Annotated in this window: 21 protein-coding genes, 2 tRNA genes and 1 pseudogene; 12 read left to right on the forward strand and 12 right to left on the reverse strand. The window is 68.0% G+C overall.

Annotation, left to right across the window (positions count from 1 at the left end):
• Positions 1 to 103 precede the first annotated feature (103 nt).
• From WDU93_RS09325 to WDU93_RS09350, 6 genes are all read right to left on the reverse strand, one after another.
• Positions 104 to 1,591, reverse strand: coding sequence for an amidohydrolase (locus WDU93_RS09325; RefSeq protein ID WP_337319855.1), 1,488 nt, complete (start codon positions 1,589 to 1,591; stop codon positions 104 to 106).
• Entirely contained in the window at positions 1,588 to 2,220 is a 633-nt protein-coding gene (locus WDU93_RS09330; protein ID WP_337319857.1) for an FMN-binding negative transcriptional regulator, read from the reverse strand. Before WDU93_RS09330 ends, WDU93_RS09325 begins: the two co-directional genes overlap by 4 nt.
• Positions 2,221 to 2,269: 49 nt before the next feature.
• A complete protein-coding gene (locus WDU93_RS09335) occupies positions 2,270 to 3,754 on the reverse strand; it encodes an alanine/glycine:cation symporter family protein (protein ID WP_337319859.1) in 1,485 nt (494 codons plus the stop codon).
• A 92-nt stretch (positions 3,755 to 3,846) separates the two neighbouring features.
• Positions 3,847 to 4,845, reverse strand: a complete 999-nt coding sequence (locus tag WDU93_RS09340) for an Fpg/Nei family DNA glycosylase (protein WP_337319861.1) — start codon at positions 4,843 to 4,845, stop codon at positions 3,847 to 3,849.
• A gap of 1 nt (position 4,846) precedes the next feature.
• Entirely contained in the window at positions 4,847 to 5,332 is a 486-nt protein-coding gene (locus tag WDU93_RS09345; protein WP_337319863.1) for a ribose-5-phosphate isomerase, read from the reverse strand.
• 39 nt (positions 5,333 to 5,371) lie between these two features.
• Complete coding sequence (locus WDU93_RS09350) at positions 5,372 to 6,556, reverse strand: ferrochelatase (protein ID WP_337319865.1); 1,185 nt, start codon at positions 6,554 to 6,556, stop codon at positions 5,372 to 5,374.
• Positions 6,557 to 6,679: 123 nt separating this feature from the next.
• On the opposite strand from WDU93_RS09350, the gene pepN reads away from it, so the two are divergent.
• The 4 genes from pepN (at position 6,680) to WDU93_RS09370 (ending at position 12,502) form a co-directional block, all read left to right on the forward strand.
• Positions 6,680 to 9,247: an aminopeptidase N gene (gene pepN, locus WDU93_RS09355; protein WP_337319869.1), complete on the forward strand. Its 2,568-nt coding sequence runs from the start codon at positions 6,680 to 6,682 to the stop codon at positions 9,245 to 9,247.
• 71 nt (positions 9,248 to 9,318) lie between these two features.
• Positions 9,319 to 10,395: a mechanosensitive ion channel family protein gene (locus tag WDU93_RS09360; protein WP_420064058.1), complete on the forward strand. Its 1,077-nt coding sequence runs from the start codon at positions 9,319 to 9,321 to the stop codon at positions 10,393 to 10,395.
• The gene (locus WDU93_RS09365; protein ID WP_420064063.1) at positions 10,350 to 10,838 is read left to right on the forward strand and encodes a globin; all 489 of its coding nucleotides are present in this window, start codon (positions 10,350 to 10,352) and stop codon (positions 10,836 to 10,838) included. The genes WDU93_RS09360 and WDU93_RS09365 overlap by 46 nt, the downstream gene beginning before the upstream one ends.
• Entirely contained in the window at positions 10,838 to 12,502 is a 1,665-nt protein-coding gene (locus WDU93_RS09370) for an FAD-binding dehydrogenase (RefSeq protein WP_337319872.1), read from the forward strand. The genes WDU93_RS09365 and WDU93_RS09370 overlap by 1 nt, the downstream gene beginning before the upstream one ends.
• On the opposite strand, the gene WDU93_RS09375 is transcribed toward WDU93_RS09370, so the two are convergent.
• The gene (locus tag WDU93_RS09375) at positions 12,503 to 13,168 is read right to left on the reverse strand and encodes a DUF8185 domain-containing protein (protein WP_337319874.1); all 666 of its coding nucleotides are present in this window, start codon (positions 13,166 to 13,168) and stop codon (positions 12,503 to 12,505) included. It lies immediately after the preceding gene.
• Positions 13,169 to 13,218: 50 nt separating this feature from the next.
• Here WDU93_RS09375 and WDU93_RS09380 point away from each other — a divergent pair, with 50 nt between their 5' ends.
• Positions 13,219 to 14,103, forward strand: coding sequence for an acyl-CoA thioesterase (locus WDU93_RS09380; RefSeq protein WP_337319876.1), 885 nt, complete (start codon positions 13,219 to 13,221; stop codon positions 14,101 to 14,103).
• A gap of 28 nt (positions 14,104 to 14,131) precedes the next feature.
• Here the strand turns inward: WDU93_RS09380 and WDU93_RS09385 are convergent, their stop codons facing one another.
• From WDU93_RS09385 to WDU93_RS09400, 4 genes are all read right to left on the reverse strand, one after another.
• A complete protein-coding gene (locus tag WDU93_RS09385; protein WP_420064059.1) occupies positions 14,132 to 14,650 on the reverse strand; it encodes an acyl-CoA thioesterase in 519 nt (172 codons plus the stop codon).
• A complete protein-coding gene (gene ettA / locus WDU93_RS09390; protein ID WP_337319880.1) occupies positions 14,601 to 16,280 on the reverse strand; it encodes an energy-dependent translational throttle protein EttA in 1,680 nt (559 codons plus the stop codon). The genes WDU93_RS09385 and ettA overlap by 50 nt, the downstream gene beginning before the upstream one ends.
• Positions 16,281 to 16,404: 124 nt before the next feature.
• Positions 16,405 to 16,953, reverse strand: a complete 549-nt coding sequence (locus WDU93_RS09395) for a single-stranded DNA-binding protein (protein ID WP_337319882.1) — start codon at positions 16,951 to 16,953, stop codon at positions 16,405 to 16,407.
• A 142-nt stretch (positions 16,954 to 17,095) separates the two neighbouring features.
• Positions 17,096 to 17,722 (reverse strand): LysE family transporter, encoded by a 627-nt coding sequence (locus WDU93_RS09400; protein WP_337319884.1) that lies wholly within the window; start codon positions 17,720 to 17,722, stop codon positions 17,096 to 17,098.
• Positions 17,723 to 17,809: 87 nt separating this feature from the next.
• Here WDU93_RS09400 and WDU93_RS09405 point away from each other — a divergent pair, with 87 nt between their 5' ends.
• A complete protein-coding gene (locus tag WDU93_RS09405) occupies positions 17,810 to 18,073 on the forward strand; it encodes a hypothetical protein (RefSeq protein WP_337319885.1) in 264 nt (87 codons plus the stop codon).
• Positions 18,074 to 18,090: 17 nt separating this feature from the next.
• Here WDU93_RS09405 and WDU93_RS09410 read toward each other — a convergent pair.
• Positions 18,091 to 18,163, reverse strand: a tRNA-Arg gene (locus tag WDU93_RS09410).
• Positions 18,164 to 18,222: 59 nt separating this feature from the next.
• Between WDU93_RS09410 and orn the strand changes: the two genes are divergently transcribed.
• The 6 genes and pseudogenes from orn (at position 18,223) to clpS (ending at position 20,887) form a co-directional block, all read left to right on the forward strand.
• A complete protein-coding gene (gene orn, locus WDU93_RS09415) occupies positions 18,223 to 18,849 on the forward strand; it encodes an oligoribonuclease (protein WP_337319887.1) in 627 nt (208 codons plus the stop codon).
• Positions 18,850 to 18,883: 34 nt separating this feature from the next.
• Positions 18,884 to 18,959: transfer RNA gene (locus WDU93_RS09420), tRNA-His, on the forward strand.
• A gap of 225 nt (positions 18,960 to 19,184) precedes the next feature.
• Positions 19,185 to 19,694 (forward strand): hypothetical protein, encoded by a 510-nt coding sequence (locus WDU93_RS09425; protein WP_337319889.1) that lies wholly within the window; start codon positions 19,185 to 19,187, stop codon positions 19,692 to 19,694.
• 48 nt (positions 19,695 to 19,742) lie between these two features.
• A pseudogene (locus WDU93_RS09430) lies at positions 19,743 to 20,135 on the forward strand (GNAT family N-acetyltransferase); the annotation flags it as partial.
• Between the two features lie 120 nt (positions 20,136 to 20,255).
• Positions 20,256 to 20,600, forward strand: a complete 345-nt coding sequence (locus WDU93_RS09435; protein WP_337320200.1) for a metallopeptidase family protein — start codon at positions 20,256 to 20,258, stop codon at positions 20,598 to 20,600.
• Positions 20,597 to 20,887 (forward strand): ATP-dependent Clp protease adapter ClpS, encoded by a 291-nt coding sequence (clpS, locus tag WDU93_RS09440; RefSeq protein ID WP_337319891.1) that lies wholly within the window; start codon positions 20,597 to 20,599, stop codon positions 20,885 to 20,887. Before WDU93_RS09435 ends, clpS begins: the two co-directional genes overlap by 4 nt.
• Positions 20,888 to 20,897: the final 10 nt, after the last annotated feature.

Here is a 20,897-nt window from a genome sequence, read left to right on the forward strand (position 1 = left end):
CCCCCCCCCCCCCCCGCGCCCCCCCCCCCCCCCCCCCCCCCCCCCCCCCCCCCCGGGGGGGCCCCCCCCCCCCCCCCCCCCCCCCCCCCGCTTCCGTGTGTGGTCAGGCCAGATGTGTCACCCGACCGCCGAGCAGGGTGGCGATGACGGGCATCTCCCGCAGCTGTTCGCGCGTCGACGTCAACGGATCCGCACCGCACAGCACGAGATCGGCCGCCCCGCCGATCTCCACCTCGGTCGAGCCGTGTCGGCTGCTGGCCCGCAGGGCCGCCTCGATCGAGACGCGTTCCTCAGGGTGCCACGCCTCCCGCTCGTCGCCGGTGCGGTGCACAGCTGCCGCGATCGTGAGCCACGGGTCCAGCGGAGCCACCGGAGCATCCGAGCCGAAACGCACCTGGACGCCGGCGGTGAGGAGCGATGCCAACGGGTACCCGATCGACTGTTGGGCCGCCCAGAGTCCCGTTGCGAGATCCCGATCGTCGACGGCGTGCTCCGGCTGCACGCTGGCGACCACTCCGAGGTGAGCGAAGCGGGCCAGGTCGGCATGCCGCACCAGCTGTGCGTGCTCGATCGTGCCCCGCGCCTGCGTGAAGGTGAACGCATCGAGAGCGGAGGCCACCGCGCGATCACCGATCGCATGCACGGCGACCTCCAGCCCCGACGCGGTGGCTGAGGTGAGCAGTTCACGCAGATCATCGGGCGAGATCGTCAGCACGCCGAAGTTGCTCGGGTCGCCGGCGTACGCGTGGGAGCAGGCAGCGGTCCGGGTACCCAGCGATCCGTCGCTGATCAGCTTCAGCGGCCCCATCCGCACCAGTCCCGCCGTGTCCGGCAGCAGCTCGCCGCTGCGCAGGCCCTCGTCGATAGCGCGCTGCAACCCCGCCGGGTAGACCGCGAACTCGACGTGGTGGGCATCGAATCCGGCGGATGCCCGGCGCTGCCAGGCGTCGGCATTCCACGCCATGTCGAAGTCGACCAGCCCGGTGATACCACGGGCTGCCGCCGCCGCACCCGCCTCCGCCACGGCCGCGTCAGCCGTGGCGTCATCGGCCGCATTCAGACGACGGGAAATCTCGAAGGCATCGTGCTCGCGCAGCATCCCGTCGACGGGGGCGATGAATCCTTCGCGACGGAATGCCGCAGTGTTCAGCCACACGCTGTGCACATCGGCGTTGATGAGATACGTGGGCCGCTCGCCTGTGGCCGCGTCCAGCAGCGCCAGCGACGGCGCATCCGGCCAGAGGCCGTCACGGAACCCGGCCCCGACGACGCGGCCGTCCGAGAGCGTCTCCGCAGCGCCCGCCAGCCGCGCCGCCTCCGCCGCCGTGGTGACCTTCTCGAGAGCGAACCGCTGGGCACGCAATGCCCACTGCACGGTGTGCACGTGGTGATCCCACAGGCCGGGAACGACCCGCCCGCCCTCACCGTCGATCACGGCGCCGCGCGGGCGAAGCGCCCCCGTCGGGGCGATGTCCGCGACGGCACCACCGTCGATGACGACATCCACCGGCTCGTCGCCGAATGCCGCAGCCGCCGACCCGCCCATGCGGACCGCGCGCAGAAACCCGACCTGCTCACCCGGCGCGATCATGCCGATGCGCTCCGGCGCGCATCACGGGCACGGCGCATCTCTTCGGCGAGGGCGTTGTTGCCTGCTGCGGTGAGCTCGGCGATCACGGTCTGCACCGCATCGTCTGGCTTGTTCTGACTGAGTTTGCGCTTCGCGACCACCTTCGTGGGGCGCAGCCTGAACCCGACCGTGCCCGCCGCCAGACGCCGCACGAAGGCGTCGTCGTTCGGCAGCTCCCACATCCCGCGCGGATGCGCCATGCCGCTCTCGAAGACATCGACCATGCGCTCCAGCACGCGGAGATTCTCGTCGTCGCTAAGAATCTCCGGCACACCGGACAGGTGCACGGCCACGTAGTTCCAGGTCGGAACGGCCGCGACATCCCCGTACCATCCCGGCGAGACATACCCGTGGGGGCCCTGGAACACGATCAGCAGCTCGCGCTCGCCCAGTCCGTGAATGAGGTCGTCGGGCCGCCCGACATGCCCGACGACGGTGAGGTCATCGGCATCGTCGTCCAGCAGCACCACGTAATGCGAGGCCACCAGTCCCTCGTCGGCGTCGCTGACGATCATCGCCCACGGCGAGGCCGCGATGACGCGGCGCAGCTCGGCCGGGTCGGTCATCGCGAAGCTGGGATTCTGACGCATCCTCTCAGCCTAATGAGGTCGCGACACGATGGCGTGTCGCGACTGTCACCTACTTGCCTGCGCCCTTGATCACTGGGATCGCCTGGGTCTTCCAGTCCTCGTACCCCTTGTCGCCTGCCATGAACGACTCCACCTCTGCGGTCGACGCCCGCAGCTTCGGGTCGTTGTCGAGGTACTTCTTCGTCTCGCGCGCGACGAGGCCCGACAGGATGAGCAGACCGATGAGGTTCGGCACCGCCATCAGACCGTTCATCACGTCGGAGAACGACCAGACGAGGCCGAGCTGCACGGTGCAGCCGACGAAGACAACGAGCGAGAAGAGGATACGGAAGGGCATGACCGCGCGTCGGCCGAACAGGCGCTCGACGTTGCGCTCGCCGTAGTACGACCAGCCGAGGATCGTCGACCCGGCGAACAGCACGAGACCGATCGTGACGATGTAGTGACCCCACTCCCCCGGCAGGCCGTGCGAGAACGCCTCCCCCGTCATCAGCGCGGGGCTGATCTGCTCACCGGTCGCGGGGTCGGTCATGTGCCAGACGCCGGTCGTGATGATGACCAGGCCGGTGCAGGTGACGACGATGATCGTGTCGATGAAGGTCTGCGTCATCGAGACAAGTCCCTGCCGCACCGGGTGGCTGGTCTTGGCGGCGGCAGCCGCGATGGCCGCCGACCCCATGCCCGACTCGTTCGAGAAGATGCCGCGCGCGACACCGAACTGCACGGCGATGATGATGGCCGAGCCGGCGAAGCCGCCGATGGCGCTCGTGCCCGTGAAGGCCTCGCTAAAGATCTGAGCGAACGCGGCCGGTACGCCGCCGATGTTGGCGATGAGGATGTACAGGGCGCCGAGCACGTAGAACACGATCATGATCGGCACCAGGCTCGCCGTCACCTTGCCGATCGACTTGATGCCGCCGACGAGGACGAGCATCGCGAACACGGTGAGGACGATGCCGGACACCCAGGTGGGCACGTCGAAGCTCGCCTGCAGGTTCGAGGCGATCGAGTTGCCCTGGGTCATGTTGCCGATGCCGAAGCAGGCGATGACCGCGAAGATCGCGAACGAGATCGCCAGCACCTTGCCGAAGGGACCGGGGATGCCCCGCTCGAGATAGTACTGCGGACCGCCGGACTTCTCGCCTGCGGCATCCGTCTTGCGGAAGCGCACGCCGAGGAAAGACTCCGAGTACTTCGACGCCATCCCGAGCAGGCCCGTGATCCACATCCAGAAGAGGGCGCCCGGCCCGCCGATGCCGATGGCCGTCGCCACGCCGACGATGTTTCCTGTGCCGACGGTCGCCGCGAGTGCGGTGGTCAACGCCTGGAACTGCGAGATGTCGCCGTCAGCTCCGGGGTCTTTGCGCGTGAACAGTCCCAGGCGCAGCGCGGCGCCGAGCTTGCGGAACTGGATGCCGCCGAGGCGGATGGTGAGGTAAAGCCCCGTGCCGAGCAGGAGTGGAATGAGGAAGAACGGCCCCCAGATCACGCCACTGAGCCAGTCGAGTGCCTGCTGCAAACCGGAAAGATCCATGGGGTCTCCTATCGTGAATGGACGCGAGCGGATTCGGCCATCCTATTCACAGCGTGCATTCAGGTTCGACCCGATGCCCCGGGGTGTCGCGTTCAGCGCTGACAGGAAGGGCACCAGTACAGCTTGCGCGCCCCGATCTCCTCCAGTGCGATCTCCGTGCCGCAGACCCGACACGGCAGCCCCGCCCGGTGATACACCCAGTGCCGGTCGTCCCGGCTCGCCATCGCCGCACGATACGCCTCGGGGTCGAGGTCGTCCATGGTCATCATCTGGCCGGTCTCGACACCGATCGCGAGCAGCCGCACCCAGTCATGCCACAGTTCGCGCAGCACTTCCTCCGGCACGTCGCGTCCGGGCGTGTGCGGGTTCAGGCGCGCGCGGAACAGCATCTCGGCGCGGTACACGTTGCCGATGCCGCTGACGACGGCCTGATCCATGAGCAGCAAAGCGATGGGCGTTGCTTTGCGCCGCACCGCCGCCACGAAGCGCTCCTCCCCCTCGGCCGGATCGCCGACGAGAGGGTCGGGCCCCAGCTTCGCGATCGTGCCCAGCACCTCATCGGGCGTCTGCAGCACGCAGGCCGTGGGTCCGCGCAGGTCGGCGCAGGTGATGTCGGTCAGCAGGCGCAGACGCACCTGGCCGACGACGGGGGGCGGCCACTGCTCGCCCTCATCGACGAGACCGCGCGTCTGCTCCGACATGCGCACGTGCACGCGGGACCGTCGGGGCGCCCCGATCGAGCTCAGCGAGTTCTCGCCGGCGTCGTCAAAGATCTGCTCGTCCAGATCCGTGCCGCGTTGGTTGGTCTGGCCCATCCGACCGTTGGCCGAGGCGATCGTTGGGTCCACGAGGATCTCACCGGCGAAGTCCCACGCACCGTAGAGCCCCAAATGCACCCGCAGCCAGACGTCGCCGTCGAACTCGAGGAACATCTGCTTGCCGACAGCCTTGGCCTGCAGCATCTCGCGCCCGTCGAGCACGGCGGCCCCCTCGGCGAACCGGCCCTGAGGGCTGGAGGCTGCAACCGGCTTACCGGTGAAGTTGCGCGCGAACTGGCGGGCTATCCGGTGGACGGAATGTCCCTCGGGCATGTCAGGCCCGCGGGTCGGGCAGCAGGGACCCGTCGCGTTCGAAGTCGGCAATCTGGGCTATCCGGCGCACGTGACGCTCTTCGCCCGAGAACGGCGTGTCGATGAAGCGGTCGATGAACGACGTCACCTCGTCGAACGTGTGCTGGCGTGCGCCGATCGCGATGACGTTGGCGTCGTTGTGCTCCCGAGCGAGCTCAGCGGTCGACAGATTCCACACCAGAGCTGCGCGGATGCCCCGCACCTTGTTCGCCGCGATCTGCTCGCCGTTGCCCGACCCACCGAAGACGACGCCGAGCGCATCGATGCCGGCCGTCTGATCGGCGACCACGGCCTGCGCCGCCCGGATGCAGAACGCGGGGTAGTCGTCGACCGGGTCATAGGCGATCGGCCCGTGGTCGATGACCTCATGGCCGCCTGCCCGCAGATGCTCCTGCAGTTGCGTGGAGAAGTCCAGCCCGGCGTGGTCGGTGGCGATGTGGATGCGCATGCCCTCCATCCTATTGACGGCATGCGCACCCATGACGGCTCAGGGGGCGATGCCGGCCGCCGCGGGCTTGAACCCCGCACGGATGTTTTCGCAGCAGCCAGGACGGCAGACATCGAAACCGGGGCCGAGATCGGTGACGTGTGCACGCTCGGCCGCAACGCGACCCTCCAGGCGTTCCTCGATGAGATCTACGATGCCGGCGACGAATGCCGGCGACACGCCCGGGGTGGGCGTACGCACAAAGGCGAGACCGGCCTCCTCAGCCGCTTCCGCAGCCTCGGTGTCCAGGTCCCACAGCACCTCCATGTGGTCGCTCATGAACCCGACGGGGACCACGGCGACGGCGGCACGACCGCGCTGGGGCAGTTCAGCGATCACGTCGCAGACGTCGGGGTCGAGCCAAGGCTGCGACGGGGGGCCCGATCGCGACTGGTAGACGAGCTCCCACGACACATCCGCCGCTGCAGGCACGAGGGACCGCACCCTGTCCATCACCCAGGCGGCCACGGCCTCGTGCTGGGCGGCGTAGGCACCGCCCTCACCCCAGTCGATGTCACGTGCACCGGAGCGCACGGCGTCGTCGGTCGGGATGCTGTGGGTCGAGAAGAGGATCTGGATCGCAGCGGGCGCGATACCCTGCGCCAGGAAGCCCTCGACGGCCTCTTTCACACCGTGCAGGAACGCGTCCACGAATCCGGGGTGGTCGAAGAACGGACGGATCTTGTCGATCGTCACGGTGTCAGCAAGGCCGGTGGTCTGCAGCACTCGCGCGAAGTCCTCACGGTACTGCCGGCAGCTCGAGAACGAACTGTAGGCGCTCGTGGCGAAGGCCAGCAGCGTCGTGTCCCCGACGGCCGCGGCATCCTGCACGGCCTCTTCGAGATAGGGAGTCCAGTTGCGGTTGCCCCAGTAGACCGGAAGGTCGATGCCGCGGCGGGCGAGCTCCGCGTCCAGCGCCGCCTTGAGCTCGCGGTTCTGCGCATTGATCGGGCTCACACCACCGAAGTGACGGTAGTGGTGTGCCACCTCTTCGAGGCGTTCGTCGGGGATGCCGCGGCCACGGGTGACGTTGCGCAGGAACGGGATGACGTCGTCCTGTCCCTCCGGTCCGCCGAAGCCGGCGAGGAGGATGCCGTCGTAGGCGACAGGGGTCTCGACATAGCGAGGACCGGGGGCGGCGGCCGGGGAGGCGAAGGGCACTGCTGTCGGTTCGATCACACTCACCCCTCCATCCTCCCACCTCCGCGGACTCGGCGAATGCGACGTCTGGCGTAGGCTGTCATGGTTGCCGTCGTCGCCAGCCGCGACGACTCAGGACGACATCCCCTCACCCTTGGGAGTAAAGCTGTGCCTGGAGAGAACCTCACCCGTAGCGAAGCGCAGGAGCGCCGCGCCGTCATCGACACCCAGTCCTATGAGGTCGCCCTCGACCTCACGAAGGGCCCGGAGGTGTTTGGATCGCGCAGCGTCGTCCGCTTCACCGCCACGCCGGGGAGCTTCACGTTCATCGACCTGATCGCCCGCGACGTGCGCGAGATCTCCCTCAACGGAGAGCAGCTCGACCCGTCCGAGGTGTTCGCCGACTCGCGCATCGCCCTCAGCGACCTGCAGACCGAGAATGTGCTCGTCGTCGACGCCGACTGCGAGTACACGAACACCGGCGAGGGGCTGCACCGCTTCGTCGACCCGGTCGACGGCGAGGTCTACCTCTACTCGCAGTTCGAGGTGCCCGACTCACGGCGCGTGTTCGCCGTGTTCGAGCAGCCCGACCTGAAGGCCACCTTCCAGTTCACGGTCACCGCGCCGGCTGCATGGAAGGTCGTGTCCAACTCCCCCACCCCCGAGCCGATCGTGCACGATGCGACCGGTAACGACGGTGAGCAGGTCGCCACCTGGGGTTTCGAGCCCACCCCTCGCATCTCGTCGTACATCACCGCCCTCGTCGCCGGCCCCTACGAGTCGGTGTTCTCCGAGCTCACGAGCGCCTCGGGCCGGGTCATCCCCCTCGGTGTGTACGGACGCAAGAGCCTCTGGCAGCACCTCGACGCCGACTACATCTTCGACAAGACGCGTGAGGGCTTCGCCTACTTCGAGTCGAAGTTCGGGGTGCCGTACCCCTTCGCCAAGTACGACCAGCTGTTCGTGCCGGAGTTCAACGCCGGCGCGATGGAGAACGCCGGCGCGGTGACCTTCACCGAGACCTACGTCTTCCGCAGCAAGGTCACCGACGCCGTCAAGGAACGACGCGTCGTCACGATCCTGCACGAGCTGGCCCACATGTGGTTCGGCGACCTCGTGACCATGAAGTGGTGGAACGACCTGTGGCTGAACGAGTCGTTCGCCGAGTGGGCATCCACCATCGCCACCGCCGAGGCGACGGAGTGGACCGAGGCGTGGACCACCTTCAACGCGATGGAGAAGACCTGGGCCTATCGCCAGGATCAGCTGCCCTCGACGCATCCGATCGTCGCCGAGATCAATGACCTCGAAGACGTGCAGGTCAACTTCGACGGCATCACCTACGCCAAGGGTGGATCGGTGCTCAAGCAGCTCGCCGCCTGGGTGGGCATCGAGGCCTTCTTCGCCGGCGTCTCGCAGTACTTCCACAAGCACTCCTGGGGCAACACCGAGCTCAGCGATCTGCTCAGCGAGCTCGAGGCCACCAGCGGCCGCGACCTGGGAACCTGGTCGAAGAAGTGGCTGGAGACCGCCGGTGTGAACACCCTCGCCCCGGTCATCACCGAAGACAGCGACGGCACCATCTCCCGCTTCGCCGTGACGCAGACCGCGCCGGCTGACTACCCGACGATCCGTCCGCACCGTCTGGGCATCGGCTTCTACGACCTCACCGATGGCGCACTCGTGCGCTCGCACTATCTCGAGGTCGACGTCGACGGCGACCGCACCGAGGTGCCAGAGCTCAAGGGCATGCGCCGCCCCGACCTCGTGCTGCTCAACGATGACGACCTCGCCTACGCGAAGATCCGTCTCGACGAGAAGTCCCTCGAGACCGCCATCGCCCACCTCTCCGACATCAGCGACCCGCTGGCGCGCTCGCTGGTGTGGGGTGCCGCCTGGGACCAGACCCGTGACGCCGAGACCTCGGCCACCGAGTACATCGACCTCGTGCTCGGCAACATCGGCCGCGAGACCGAGTCGACCACGGTGCGCACGACGCTCGCGCAGCTGCGCACGGCGGCCAGCCTCTACGTCGACCCCGCGGCGCGTCAGGCGGCCCGAGAAAAGGTCGCAGACGGCCTGTGGACGCTCGCGCAGGACGCGGAGGCCGGTAGCGACAACCAACTGCAGTTCGTGACGGCGTTCGCGAACTCCCTCGTCACCCCGGACCACGCAGGGATCGTCGGCCGGCTGCGCGCAGGTGAGGAGACTCTGCCTGGTCTCGAAATCGACGCTGACCTGTCCTGGCAGCTGCTCGTCGGCCTCGCCACGGTGGGCGCGACGGATGCTGCCGCGATCGATGCCGCACTGGCAGCCGACAACACCTCGAAGGGCGCGGAGTTCGCCGCGCAGGCGCGGGCGGCCCTGCCCACGGCCGAGGCCAAGCGCGAGGCATGGACGCAACTCGTTGAGAACGACGAGCTGCCGAACACGATCGTCCGCTCCGCGGCACTCGGCTTCGTCCACCCCGCCGGCCGTGAGGTGCTGGGCGAGTTCGTTCCCGCGTACTTCGACATGCTGCTGCCGATCTGGGAGTCCCGCACGTACCAGATCGCCCAGTACCTGATCGTCGGCCTGTACCCGACGGCCCTCGCCGACGTCGCGCTGCGCGACGCCACGCGCGCCTGGCTGTCGAGCAACCAGCAGGCAGCGCCGGCACTGCGTCGTCTCGTGGCGGAGAACCTCGCCGACGTCGAGCGCGCCCTCGCCGCGCAGTCGGTCGACGGCGACGTCTGAGTCCCGACACCACCGACGAGAGGGCCTCAGCGCACAGGCGGCGCTGAGGCCCTCTCGCTTAGGATCGTGACGTGCACCTGACCCCCTTCACCAACGAGACGCCCGCACCTGACGACTCGGCGCCCGCGCTGGTCATCGACCTGCTCGGATTCCTTGGCGTGGTGGGTCAGAAGTTGCTGTGGATCGCGATCATCATCGTCTCCTGTGTGGCCGCGGCCTTCGTGCTGCGCATCGTGATTCGACGCGTCGTGAAGAGGATCGTCGACAGCGCCAAGACGAAGGCGAACGTCGAGAACACACAGGCTTTGGAGCGCTCCCCGCTCGCCGATATGCGCCTGGTGCAGCGCACACGCACGCTCGGCACGATCTTGCAGAACATCGTGAATGTGATGCTGGTCGTCATCGCGCTCGTGCTCATCGTGAACACCGTCGACTCCAGCCTGCTCGGCTCGCTCACCCTGCTCACGGCCGCCGTGGGCGCCGGACTCGGTTTCGGCGCACAGAACATCGTCAAGGACGTGCTCAACGGCATGTTCATCGTCGCCGAAGACCAGATCGGCATCGGCGATGTCGTGGACCTCGGCCTGGCATCAGGTGTCGTCGAGTACGTCAGCGTGCGCATCACGCAGGTGCGCGATGTCAACGGCACGCTCTGGTACGTGCGCAACGGCGAGGTCACCCGGATCGGCAACCTCTCGCAGGGCTGGGCTCGCGTGATCATCGATCTCGGAGTACCCGCCGATGTGGATCTCGCGGCGGTCGAGGCCACCATGCTCGGCGCCGCCAAGGAGCTGGCGAAGGATCCGAAGTGGCGCACCCGCATCATCGAGAACCCCGAGCTGTGGGGTCTGGAGACGATCGAGGGTGATGCCCTCGTGGTGCGCGTGGTGATAAAGACTCGCGCGAACGCGAAGGATGACGTGGGGCAGGAGCTGCGGCGTCGGCTGCGGGCTGCGCTGATGGATCAGGATGTGGCGATCCCGAGCATGGCCGCTGTCACGCTGACCGGCCTGGAGGGCGCTCAGCGCGTCCGCGGTGCGAACCCGCCGAAGACCCGCCCCAACCCGGTCACCGGTGTGCCGCCGGTCGCGGAGCGCGGCATCTGGCGGCGCAAGAAGTCCAGTACCGATCCGGAGGAGAAGAAGTGACGTTCTACGACGAGGTCGGCGGATACGCGACGTTCGAGAAGCTCGTGGACGTGTTCTACGGCGAGGTCGCGCAGGATGCCGGATTCCGGGCGATGTACCCCGAGGAGGATCTCGGGCCTGCCGCCGAGCGGCTGACACTGTTCCTCGTGCAGTACTGGGGCGGCCCGACGACCTACGGAGACACCCGAGGTCATCCGCGGCTGCGCATGCGCCACGCACCGTTCCACATCGACCCGGCCGCGAAGGACACCTGGCTGCGACACATGCGCACCGCCGTCGACGCGGTGCAGCTGTCGCCCATGCACGAGGCCACGCTGTGGGACTACCTCGAGCGCGCCGCGCATGCCATGGTGAATACATTCGAGCCCTCGGGTATCGGCCCCGCAGCATCCGGCCGGCCCACGCTCGAGACCCGCACCGCACCGGAGTCGACGGAGACCTGATGACCAACGCGCCCGCCACCCGATCCACGGATGTCCTCATCATCGGGTGGGGGCTGGCCGGGCTCGTCGCGGCAGACGAGGCGGTGCGCGCCGGTCGGCGGGTCGTGATCGTGGATCAGGAGCCACGGTCGAACCTCGGCGGCCAGGCCTGGTGGTCATTCGGCGGTCTGTTCTTCATCGACTCGCCGGAACAACGCCGCATGGGCATCCGTGACTCCCTGGACCTGGCTCGCCAGGACTGGCTGGGCACCGCCGGGTTCGACCGGCCGGAGGACGATTGGGGTCGCCGCTGGGCGGAGGCGTATCTGCAGTTCGCGGCCGGGGAGAAGCGCGCGTGGCTGCGCGAGCGTGGAGTGGGGTTCTTCCCCGTGGTGGGATGGGCGGAGCGCGGCGGGTACGGCGCCCTCGGTCCCGGCAACTCGGTACCGCGATTCCACATCACCTGGGGAACCGGCCCCGGCATCCTGGCCCCATTCCTGGCGTCGCTCGCGGAGGCTGAACGCGAAGGGCGGCTCACGGTGCTCGCTCGGCACAGGGTGACGGGGTTGCGAACTGAGCGTGGCAGCGTCAGCGGTGCCCACGGCGACGTGCTGGCACCCGCCACGGAGGAACGCGGGGTGGTCACCTCGCGCGAGGTGACCGGATCGTTCGAGATCCGCGCCGACGCGACGATCATCGCGTCCGGCGGGATCGGCGGCAATCACGACCTCGTCCGCGCGGCGTGGCCGGCGCGGCTCGGGACTCCGCCCGCAGACATGCTCACCGGCGTGCCCGCCTACGTGGACGGCTCGATGCAGCAGGTGAGCGCCGCGGCCGGCGCCCGGCTGGTCAACGGCGATCGCATGTGGCACTACGTGGAGGGCATCACGAACTGGGATCCGGTCTGGCCCGGCCACGGCATCCGCATCCTGCCCGGCCCCTCCTCGCTGTGGTTGGACGCGAACGGGACCCGGCTTCCGGTGCCGCTGTTTCCCGGCTTCGACACGCTCGGCACGCTCGCCCATCTGCGCGCACGCGGGCATGACCACTCCTGGTTCGTGACCACGCGGAAGATCATCGAGAAGGAGTTCGCGCTCTCCGGCAGCGAGCAGAACCCGGATCTCACCGGCAAGGATGTGCGGCTGCTCCTCTCCTCCCGTCTCGCGAAGGGACCGACCGGTCCCGTGCAGGCCTTTCTCGACGAGGGTGTGGACTTCATCGTCGAAGACGACCTGGAGTCGCTGCTCGGGCAGATGAGCCGGCATCCGGGCGGCGAACTGCTCGACATCGATCAGGCACGACGGGAGATCGCGGCACGGGATCGCGAGATCGAGAACGAGTTCACCAAGGACGCACAGATCGGGATGCTGCGCTCGATGCGTGCGTACCGCGGCGACCGCCTGATCCGCACCGCGCCGCCCCACCGGCTGCAGGATCCGGAGGCGGGTCCGCTCGTCGCGGTCAAGCTGCACGTGCTCACCCGCAAGTCGCTCGGCGGCATCCAGACCGACCTCGACGGACGCGCGCTCGATGCGGCGGGCGACGTCATCCCTGGGCTGTTCGCGGCCGGCGAGGCCAGCGGATTCGGCGGCGGCGGCATGCACGGCTATCGGGCGCTGGAGGGCACGTTCCTCGGCGGTTGCCTGTTCAGCGGCCGTCAGGCCGGTCGCGCCGCGGCGCGCTGATCACGCCTGGCCGGTCGCCCGCACCTGCGTGAGCCCGGTCATCACCGGACCGCGTGCCAGCACATGCCCGCGACGGAATGCCAGCCGGGTCCACCGTCCGGAGCGTACGACGGGCACCTGCTCCTCACCGGAGATGAAGCCCAGCGCGTGTGCCGCGAAGGCCACGCCGCGGGGCAGGTCCGCGAGGTCGGCATCCGGTTCACCCCAGACGGCGGCGCGCAGCGCACGGACCGCCTCTTCCCCGGCTCCGGGCGTCGCACCACGCGCCACCGCGGAGATTCCCCACTGCGCGCGCTGCGCGATGACGGATGCGGCCAGGGTAACCCCCGTCGTCTCCCACCCTCCCCGCGGTGGGGCGACGCCGGCCCAGGATGGCGCGAGTCCGGTTTCGGGCAACTCCAGCACGTGCGCGTCGGGCGTGGCCGCGACCGAGCCCACCACGACATCACACTGCAGCTCGGGGTCGGCGCGCACGATCCGCATGCCGAGGATCGTCGGGGTCTGATCGAACAGGCCGTGCGGCGCGAGCACCGCCGTCGTGACGGCGAGCACTCCCCCGTCGGCCTGCAACCGGATGCCCTCATCGGCGGCATGTGAGGCGCGCCCCACGAACGTGGTCACATCGCGGGCGGTGTCGGCATCGGCGAGAACGAGGCGGGGAGGCACGCGCTCTAAACTACCAAGGGCCCAGACGACTGGGCGCGGAGGGAGGCCCCATGACCGACGATGCCCACGCACGCGCGTCCGTCGACCTGCTGCTGGACGTACTCGACCTCGACGCCGGGCAAGCACGCACCACCGAGGACATCTTCACCGGCCGCTCCCACCACATGCCGACGGGACGCATCTACGGCGGCCAGGTGCTCGCACAGACCCTGCTCGCCGCCGAACGCACCATGCCCGACGACCGGGCGGTGCATTCCATGCACGGGTACTTCCTGCGCCCTGGGGATGCCGCGCAGGGCCTCACGATCGCGGTGGACCGCATCCACGACGGGCGTTCGTTCTCGACCCGTCGCTCGCAGGCGTACCAGAACGGTGTGCCGATCTTCTCGATGATCGCGTCCTTCCAGGACGATGACGCCGGCATCGAGCACGCCGAGCCGATGCCGGAGGGCATTCCCGCCCCTGAGGAGCTCGCCCCCGACGAGGCGCTGGTGCGGGGTGTGCACCCGTTGACGATGCGGATGCTGACGGATCGCCCCGCCGACATCCGGCACGTCGACGCTCCGATCTTCCAGAGCGCGGGCGGCGAGCAGGTCGCCCACCAGGCCGTGTGGATGCGGATGCGCAGCTCGCTGCCCGATGACCCGAAGATCCACCGCGCCGCTCTGGCCTACCTCAGCGACATGACCATCCAGGAGTCGATCCTGCGTGCCCACGGCGTCGCCTGGTCGCTGCCTGGCCTCAAGGTGGCGAGTCTCGATCACGCCATGTGGTGGCATCGCCCGGCACGGGTGGATGAGTGGCTGCTGTACGTGCAGAAGTCTCCCAATGCGAGGGGCGGCCGCGGCCTGGCGACCGGTCACATCTACACGCAGGACGGCACCCTGGTGGCGACGGTGGCCCAGGAGATCATGATCCGAGTGCCCGCCACCTGACCCGACGTGCGGGCCCGGCGCTCGCGAGTCAGCGGTGGCTGTAGACGATCGACGGGCCGGTGAAGGGCTGCCACGCGCTCCGCATCTCGTCGCTCAGCCGCACCGGGCGACCGGTGGCTGCGTCGACGAGGACGATGATGGCCGTCGACCGGGCGTACAGCACGCGCTCGGGGCTGGCCGGATCGTTGTGCACTTCGTAGCAGACCTCCACGCTGGAGCCGCCGAGCTTTCCGAACCACATCTGTACCTCGAGGGGGCGCCGCTGATACGGCACCGGAGCGAGGTATTCGATCTCCTGACGCGCGATGAGCGTGAGGACGCCCTGGTCGATGCCAGAGTCGAGGATGGCCGTGCTGGGGCCCTCCTCCCCCGCGCCGGGGCGCCAGAACGCCCGCACGCGTGCCTCCTCGAGCAGCTTGAGCATCGAGGTGTTGTTGACGTGGTTGAACGCGTCGAGGTCGCCCCACCGCAGGTGGATGGGGATGTGCAACCGCTGCTCAGTCACGCGTGAGCTTGCGGTGCGTGGTCCGGTGCGGGCGTGCGGCATCCGCGCCGAGGCGCTCGACCTTGTTCTTCTCGTACGCCTCGAAGTTGCCCTCGAACCAGTACCACTGGTCGGGCTTCTCGTCCGTGCCCTCGTAGGCAAGGATGTGCGTCGCGATGCGGTCGAGGAACCACCGGTCGTGGGTGATGACCACGGCGCAACCGGGGAACTCGAGCAGCGCGTTCTCGAGCGAGCTGAGGGTCTCGACGTCGAGGTCGTTGGTGGGCTCGTCGAGGAGCAGCAGGTTGCCGCCCTCCTTCAGCGTGAGGGCGAGGTTCAGACGGTTGCGCTCGCCACCGGAGAGCACACCGGCCTTCTTCTGCTGGTCGGGGCCCTTGAAGCCGAACTTCGACACGTAGGCGCGCGAGGGGATCTCGGTTTTCCCCACAGTGATGATGTCGAGTCCGTCAGAGACGACCTCCCACAGCGTCTTGTTGGGGTCGATGTTCGCGCGAGACTGGTCGACGTAGCTGATCTGCACGGTCTCGCCGACCTTCAGGTCACCGCCGTCGAGCGGCTCGAGGCCGACGATGGTCTTGAACAGCGTCGTCTTGCCCACACCGTTCGGACCGATGACACCCACGATGCCGTTCGGCGGCAGGCTGAAGCTCAGACCATCGATGAGCGAGCGTCCATCGAAGCCCTTCTGCAGCTTCTTCGCCTCGATCACCACGTTGCCGAGGCGAGGACCTGCGGGAATCTGGATCTCTTCGAAATCGAGCTTGCGCGTGCGCTCGGCTTCGGCGGCCATCTCCTCGTAGCGGGCGAGACGCGCCTTCGACTTCGTCTGACGACCCTTTGCGCTGGAGCGAACCCACTCCAGCTCGTCCTTAAGCCGCTTGGCGAGCTTGGCGTCCTTCTTGCCCTGGATGTCGAGGCGCTCGGCCTTCTTCTCCAGGTAGGTCGAATAGTTGCCCTCGTAGCCGATCAGGCGGCCGCGGTCGACCTCGGCGATCCACTCGGCGACGTTGTCGAGGAAGTACCGGTCGTGGGTGATCGCGATGACCGCGCCCTTGTACGACTGCAGGTGCTGCTCGAGCCAGAGCACGCTCTCGGCGTCGAGGTGGTTGGTCGGCTCATCGAGCAGCAGGAGGTCAGGCTTCTGCAGCAGCAGCTTGGCGAGGGCGACGCGGCGCTTCTCTCCACCCGACAGCGGAGCGATCGCGGCGTCCGCCGGCGGGGTGCGCAGGGCGTCCATGGCCTGCTCAAGCTGGGAATCGAGGTCCCAGCCGTCGGCGGCGTCGATCTCCTCCTGCAGCACACCCATCTCCGCAAGCAGCGCATCGAAGTCAGCATCCGGGTCCGCCATGAGCGCGGAGATCTCGTTGAACCGGTCGAGCTTGGCCTTGATCGCCACGCCATCCTGGATGTTCTCGAGCACGGTCTTGGACTCGTCGAGCTCCGGCTCCTGCATGAGGATGCCCACCGTGAAGCCGGGGCTGAGCTTGGCCTCACCGTTGGAGGGCGTGTCAAGCCCGGCCATGATCTTCAGGATCGTCGACTTACCCGCACCGTTGGGACCGACCATGCCGATCTTCGCGCCGGGGAGGAACGCCATGGTGACGTCGTCGAGAATGAGCTTCTCGCCCACGGCCTTGCGGGCCCGGACCATGGAATAGATGTACTCGGCCACGAAGGTGCTCCTTGTGTCGACAGGCAGGAAGAACGCGGCCCAGGGGGCCGACACACCAGCCTACCTGCCCTGGTCCGCCGCCGAGGACCGGGCGCCGCGCCGGCACCGACGCGGCGCTCCGGACTCAGGCGTCGGCGTACGCGTCCTGCTCGACCTCCTCGCCGTCCTCCGCGATCTCACCCGTGCCGGCGATGACGTGCAGTCCCGCGGCGGTCCAATCCGCGACCTCCGCCTCGTCCGGCGCTTCACTGTCGTGCGGCGCTGCCGGAGCGGTCTCGTGGGTCGTCGGCGCCGCCGCGGCCGGTGCCGACGACGGACGCGGTGTGCGCATGAAATTGCTTGTGCCGCGAGCGAGGTCATGTCCGATCGATTCGGCGACGATGTCGGCGCTGAATCCGCTGCGCCCGTTGTTCTGCCACTCCTTCAGCTGCAGTTCGCCGGTGACGATCACGGCGTCCCCGCTGCGCAGCGACGCCTTTGCGTTGTCGGCCAGGCGCCGGAACGCCGTGACGGCATACCAGTTCGTGCCCGTCTCGACATAGGCGCCCGCACGCTTGTCCCAGTACCCGCTGCTGGATGCCACGCGAAAGTTCAGCACGCTGTCCCCGCCGTTGGTCGTGTTGCGCACGGGGTCAGTGCCGACGTTGCCACGAATGGTCACGATGTCGTTCATCTGGTTCTCCTCTGAACCCGGGTCGACGCCCGGCTGCATCCAGAGTGCGGCCCCGGGAGCGGAGGGCCAGTGAGGATTCCCGGCGACAGTGGAGAACTGGTCGAACAGGTCGACTGGTGAGGACGAAGCGCGCGGCGGGAGCTCAGTGCACGAGCAGCAGCAGCCCGGCGACCGCGACGAACAACGCGCCGAAGATGGTGTTCAGCACCCGTTGCCCCTTCGCGCTGCGCGTATAGCGGCGGAACGGCTTGGCCGCCGCGGCGAAGAAGAACCACATCACCAGCACGTCGACGATCACGACTGTGGCGATGAGGATGAGGTACTGCGGCAGCTGATCCCTATCCGTACGGATGAACTGCGGAACGAAGGCGAGGAAGAAGACGATCGCCTTCGGGTTGAGCAGGTTCACCCAGAAGCCTCGTCGGAACAGCGACCAGGAACTCTCTCGCGGCTGGACTTTCGCGGCGCCACCCTCATCAGGCTCCGGCTTGGACAGCATGAGGCGGATGCCGAGGAACACCAGATACGCAGCACCCGCGTAGCGGATCACGGCGAACAGCACCGGCGATTGCGACACGACAAGGCCGACACCCGCCGCCACGATGACGACCTGCAGGATGAGGGCCGCCTGCTGTCCGAGCACGCCCCAGAACGAGCGTCGCCAGCCCTGGTTGAGGGCGTTGCTCATGGTGTTGATCGCGCCTGCGCCTGGCGTGAAGCTGATCACCACGCAGGCGGCGAGCAGAGAGAGCCACACAGTCCAGGTCACCGTTCAAGTGTAATGACATCCGGATCGACGAGCCGCACAGGGCGATGTCGGTGGTCGTGCGTATGTTCGAACGCGAAAGGAGCTGACATGACCGCCACCACCTCGACCCTCCCCCTGTTTCTCTGGGAAGCACCGACGCTCGGCCGCGCGCCCGAGCGGCTGGAGCGAGCGGGCGATCACCTGTGGCGGGTGATCGACACGGACGGCACCATTCGCGGCCATCTTCGCCTGGTCGCCGACCCGTTGGGCATCCGGTACCGCGCAGAACGGCTGCATCTCGGCGCGGGCGGCTTCCAGTTGGTCGGCGAGTTCTGGGTTGCCGAGGATGCCGTGGCGGCGCTGCGCCACTGAGGCGCGAACACACGTTGTGCCCCCTGCAGGATTCGAACCTGCGACCAACAGATTAGAAGGCTGCTGCTCTATCCACTGAGCTAAGGAGGCGCGTCAACCAGGCTACCGCGCCGCGGGACGCCGTTTTGGCGCTGATTAGGATGTGTTCCATGGTTTCTGCGTCTGAGAACGACCGCCTCGTCTGGATCGACTGCGAGATGACGGGACTCGACCTCGACGTCGATGAGCTCGTCGAGATCGCCGTCGTGATCACCGACTTCGAGCTCCGCCTGATCGACCCCGGTTTCCAGGTCGTGATCAAGCCCTCCGAGGCCGCGCTGGCCAACATGAACGATTTCGTCACGAACATGCACGTCACCTCGGGGCTGATGGAGGAGATCCCCGCTGGCATCTCGCTGGCGGATGCCGAGGAGCAGACCCTCGCCTACATCCGTCGGTTCGTCCCCATGGAGCGCAAGGCACCCTTGGCGGGCAACACGATCGGCACCGACCGGATGTTCTTGGCGAAGTACATGCCGCAGATCGACCAGCACCTGCATTACCGGAACGTCGATGTTTCGAGCATCAAAGAGCTCTCGCGCCGCTGGTACCCGCGCGTCTTCTTCCAGGCCCCGGCCAAAGACGGTGGCCACCGCGCCCTCGCCGACATTCTCGAGTCGATTCGCGAGCTGCAGTACTACCGCGAAGCAGTGTTCGTCCCCGCTCCCGGGCCCTCCAGCGACGACGCGAAACTGATCTCGGAGCGCACCGTGTCAGAGTTCACCCCGAACGTGTAATAGACTCGTTCTTGCCCGCTGCAGCGGGTACATGGTGGGTATAGCTCAGTTGGTAGAGCGCCTGGTTGTGGTCCAGGAGGTCGCGGGTTCAAGCCCCGTTACTCACCCCAATACCCAGATCCCCGTGCTGTCCGACTCGCCTCGGCCGGCACGGGGATCTTGTGTGTGGGCACGTCGCGACCCCGGCGCGTCCTCACCCCTTCGCCGAGCCCGGCGGTTACCGTCGGAGCACGGCGACGAGGGGGACGACCATGCCAGAGCGCGAGACGAGAACCGGCGCAGCGACGCAGAATCAGCCGCCTGGCCGCCTCACCCGGGCTAAGGACCACGCGAGCATGGCAGTGGTGCTCTCTGCCGCCAGCGTCGCCTGGTTCGGCTGGGGCCACCAGGGCGGCGAGGCGATTGCCTGGCTGCGCTGGGGAATGGTCGTCGCGGTCGTGCTGCTGATCGTCTCGATCATCGTGCTCGTGCGAATCCGCGCGGTGCCGACGCTCGCCACCGACGCGCATGCGCGGAAGGTGTATTGGATCGCCGTCGCCGCCGAAGTGGTGCTCATCGTCGGCGGGGCCGTCGCACTCGCCCTGACCGGCTACAGCCAGTACCTGTCCACCTGGACGCTGTTCATCGTCGGCATCCACTTTCTGCCGTTCGTCTCCGCCTTCAACGCCCCGCTGCTGCGCCCGACAGCTCTCGCGTGCGCCGTGGTCGCAGGTCTCGCGCTCTGGGCAGGACTGGGGGGATGGGCGCCTGCGCCCACGATCGCGGGGGCCGGTGGAGGGCTCGTCCTGCTCGTGTTTGCGGCGCTGCTGTTACGCACAGCGACACGCCAGAACCGCGCGGAGTGACGACACACCTACCGGCCGCCGACCTCGCGCGCTCGATAGCATCGAGGGGTGCCATCCTTCGTCCGCTTCGCCTCCCCCGATGACCTGGAGCTGCTGGCCGACATCGAACGCGCAGCCGATGGCCTCTTCGCCGAGCACCTCCCGGATGCGGCCTGGGGCGAGCCGCCCGTCGGTGCCGAGCGTGCCGGGCATCCTGGCTTCGTGCTGATCGTCGCCGCGAGCGAGGATGGCCCCGCCATCGGCTTCGCGCACGTGATCGAGCACGACACGGGCGCCCACCTTGAGCAACTCTCCGTCCACCCCGACCACACGCGTCGCGGTCACGGTCGCGCCCTGCTGGAAGCCGCGATAGACGAGGCGGCAGCACGCCGGCATCCGACGCTCACACTGCGCACCTACGCCGACATCCCCTGGAACGCGCCCTTCTATCGCTCTGCGGGTTTCACCGAGGTGCCGGCACCAGACGACGACTTCCACCGCGCTCTGCGTGAGAGCGAGGATCAGCTGGGGCTGGCCGTTCACGGGCGGCGCGTACATATGCAGCTCGATCTGCAGGCCACGATGCACCTGGATGCGGAGGCGTTCGAACGTCTCGTGGTGGAAGAGCTCGATCTGCTGCCCGATGAGATGGTCGACGGCCTGGAGAACATCGTTTTCGTCGTTGAGGATGCGGCCGAGAACGGGGAGGAGCTGTTCGGGCTGTACGACGGGCTGGCCCTCACCGAACGCGGCCAGTACGGGATGGGTGAATTGCCCGACCGCATCATCGTGTATCGCACCGCGCATCTTGCCGCGTGCCGCACCGAACGGCAGTTGCGTGATGAGGTGCACACCACGCTCGTGCACGAGATCGCGCACTATTACGGCATCGACGATGCCCAATTGCATGAGATGGGGTGGGCATGAGCACCCCCGTCTCGACCCCGGCGCTCGATGAGCAGCTGACGGCCGCGCCCCTCGTGCCCTGGCAGCTGGTCGTCTGGGATGACCCAGTCAACCTGATGAGCTACGTCACCCGTGTGTTCCGCACCTACTTCGGATACAGCACCGAGCACGCCACCGCGCTCATGCTGGCCGTGCACAACGAGGGACACGCCGTCGTGGCGACCGGTCCGCGCGAGACCATGGAGATGCACGCACACGCGATGCACGATTTCGGCCTGTGGGCCACCGTTCGGCGGGTGCCGCAGTGAGTGCAGAGCC

The sequence above is a fragment of the Microbacterium istanbulense genome (genome assembly GCF_037204145.1).
Taxonomy (GTDB): Bacteria; Actinomycetota; Actinomycetes; order Actinomycetales; family Microbacteriaceae; genus Microbacterium; species Microbacterium istanbulense.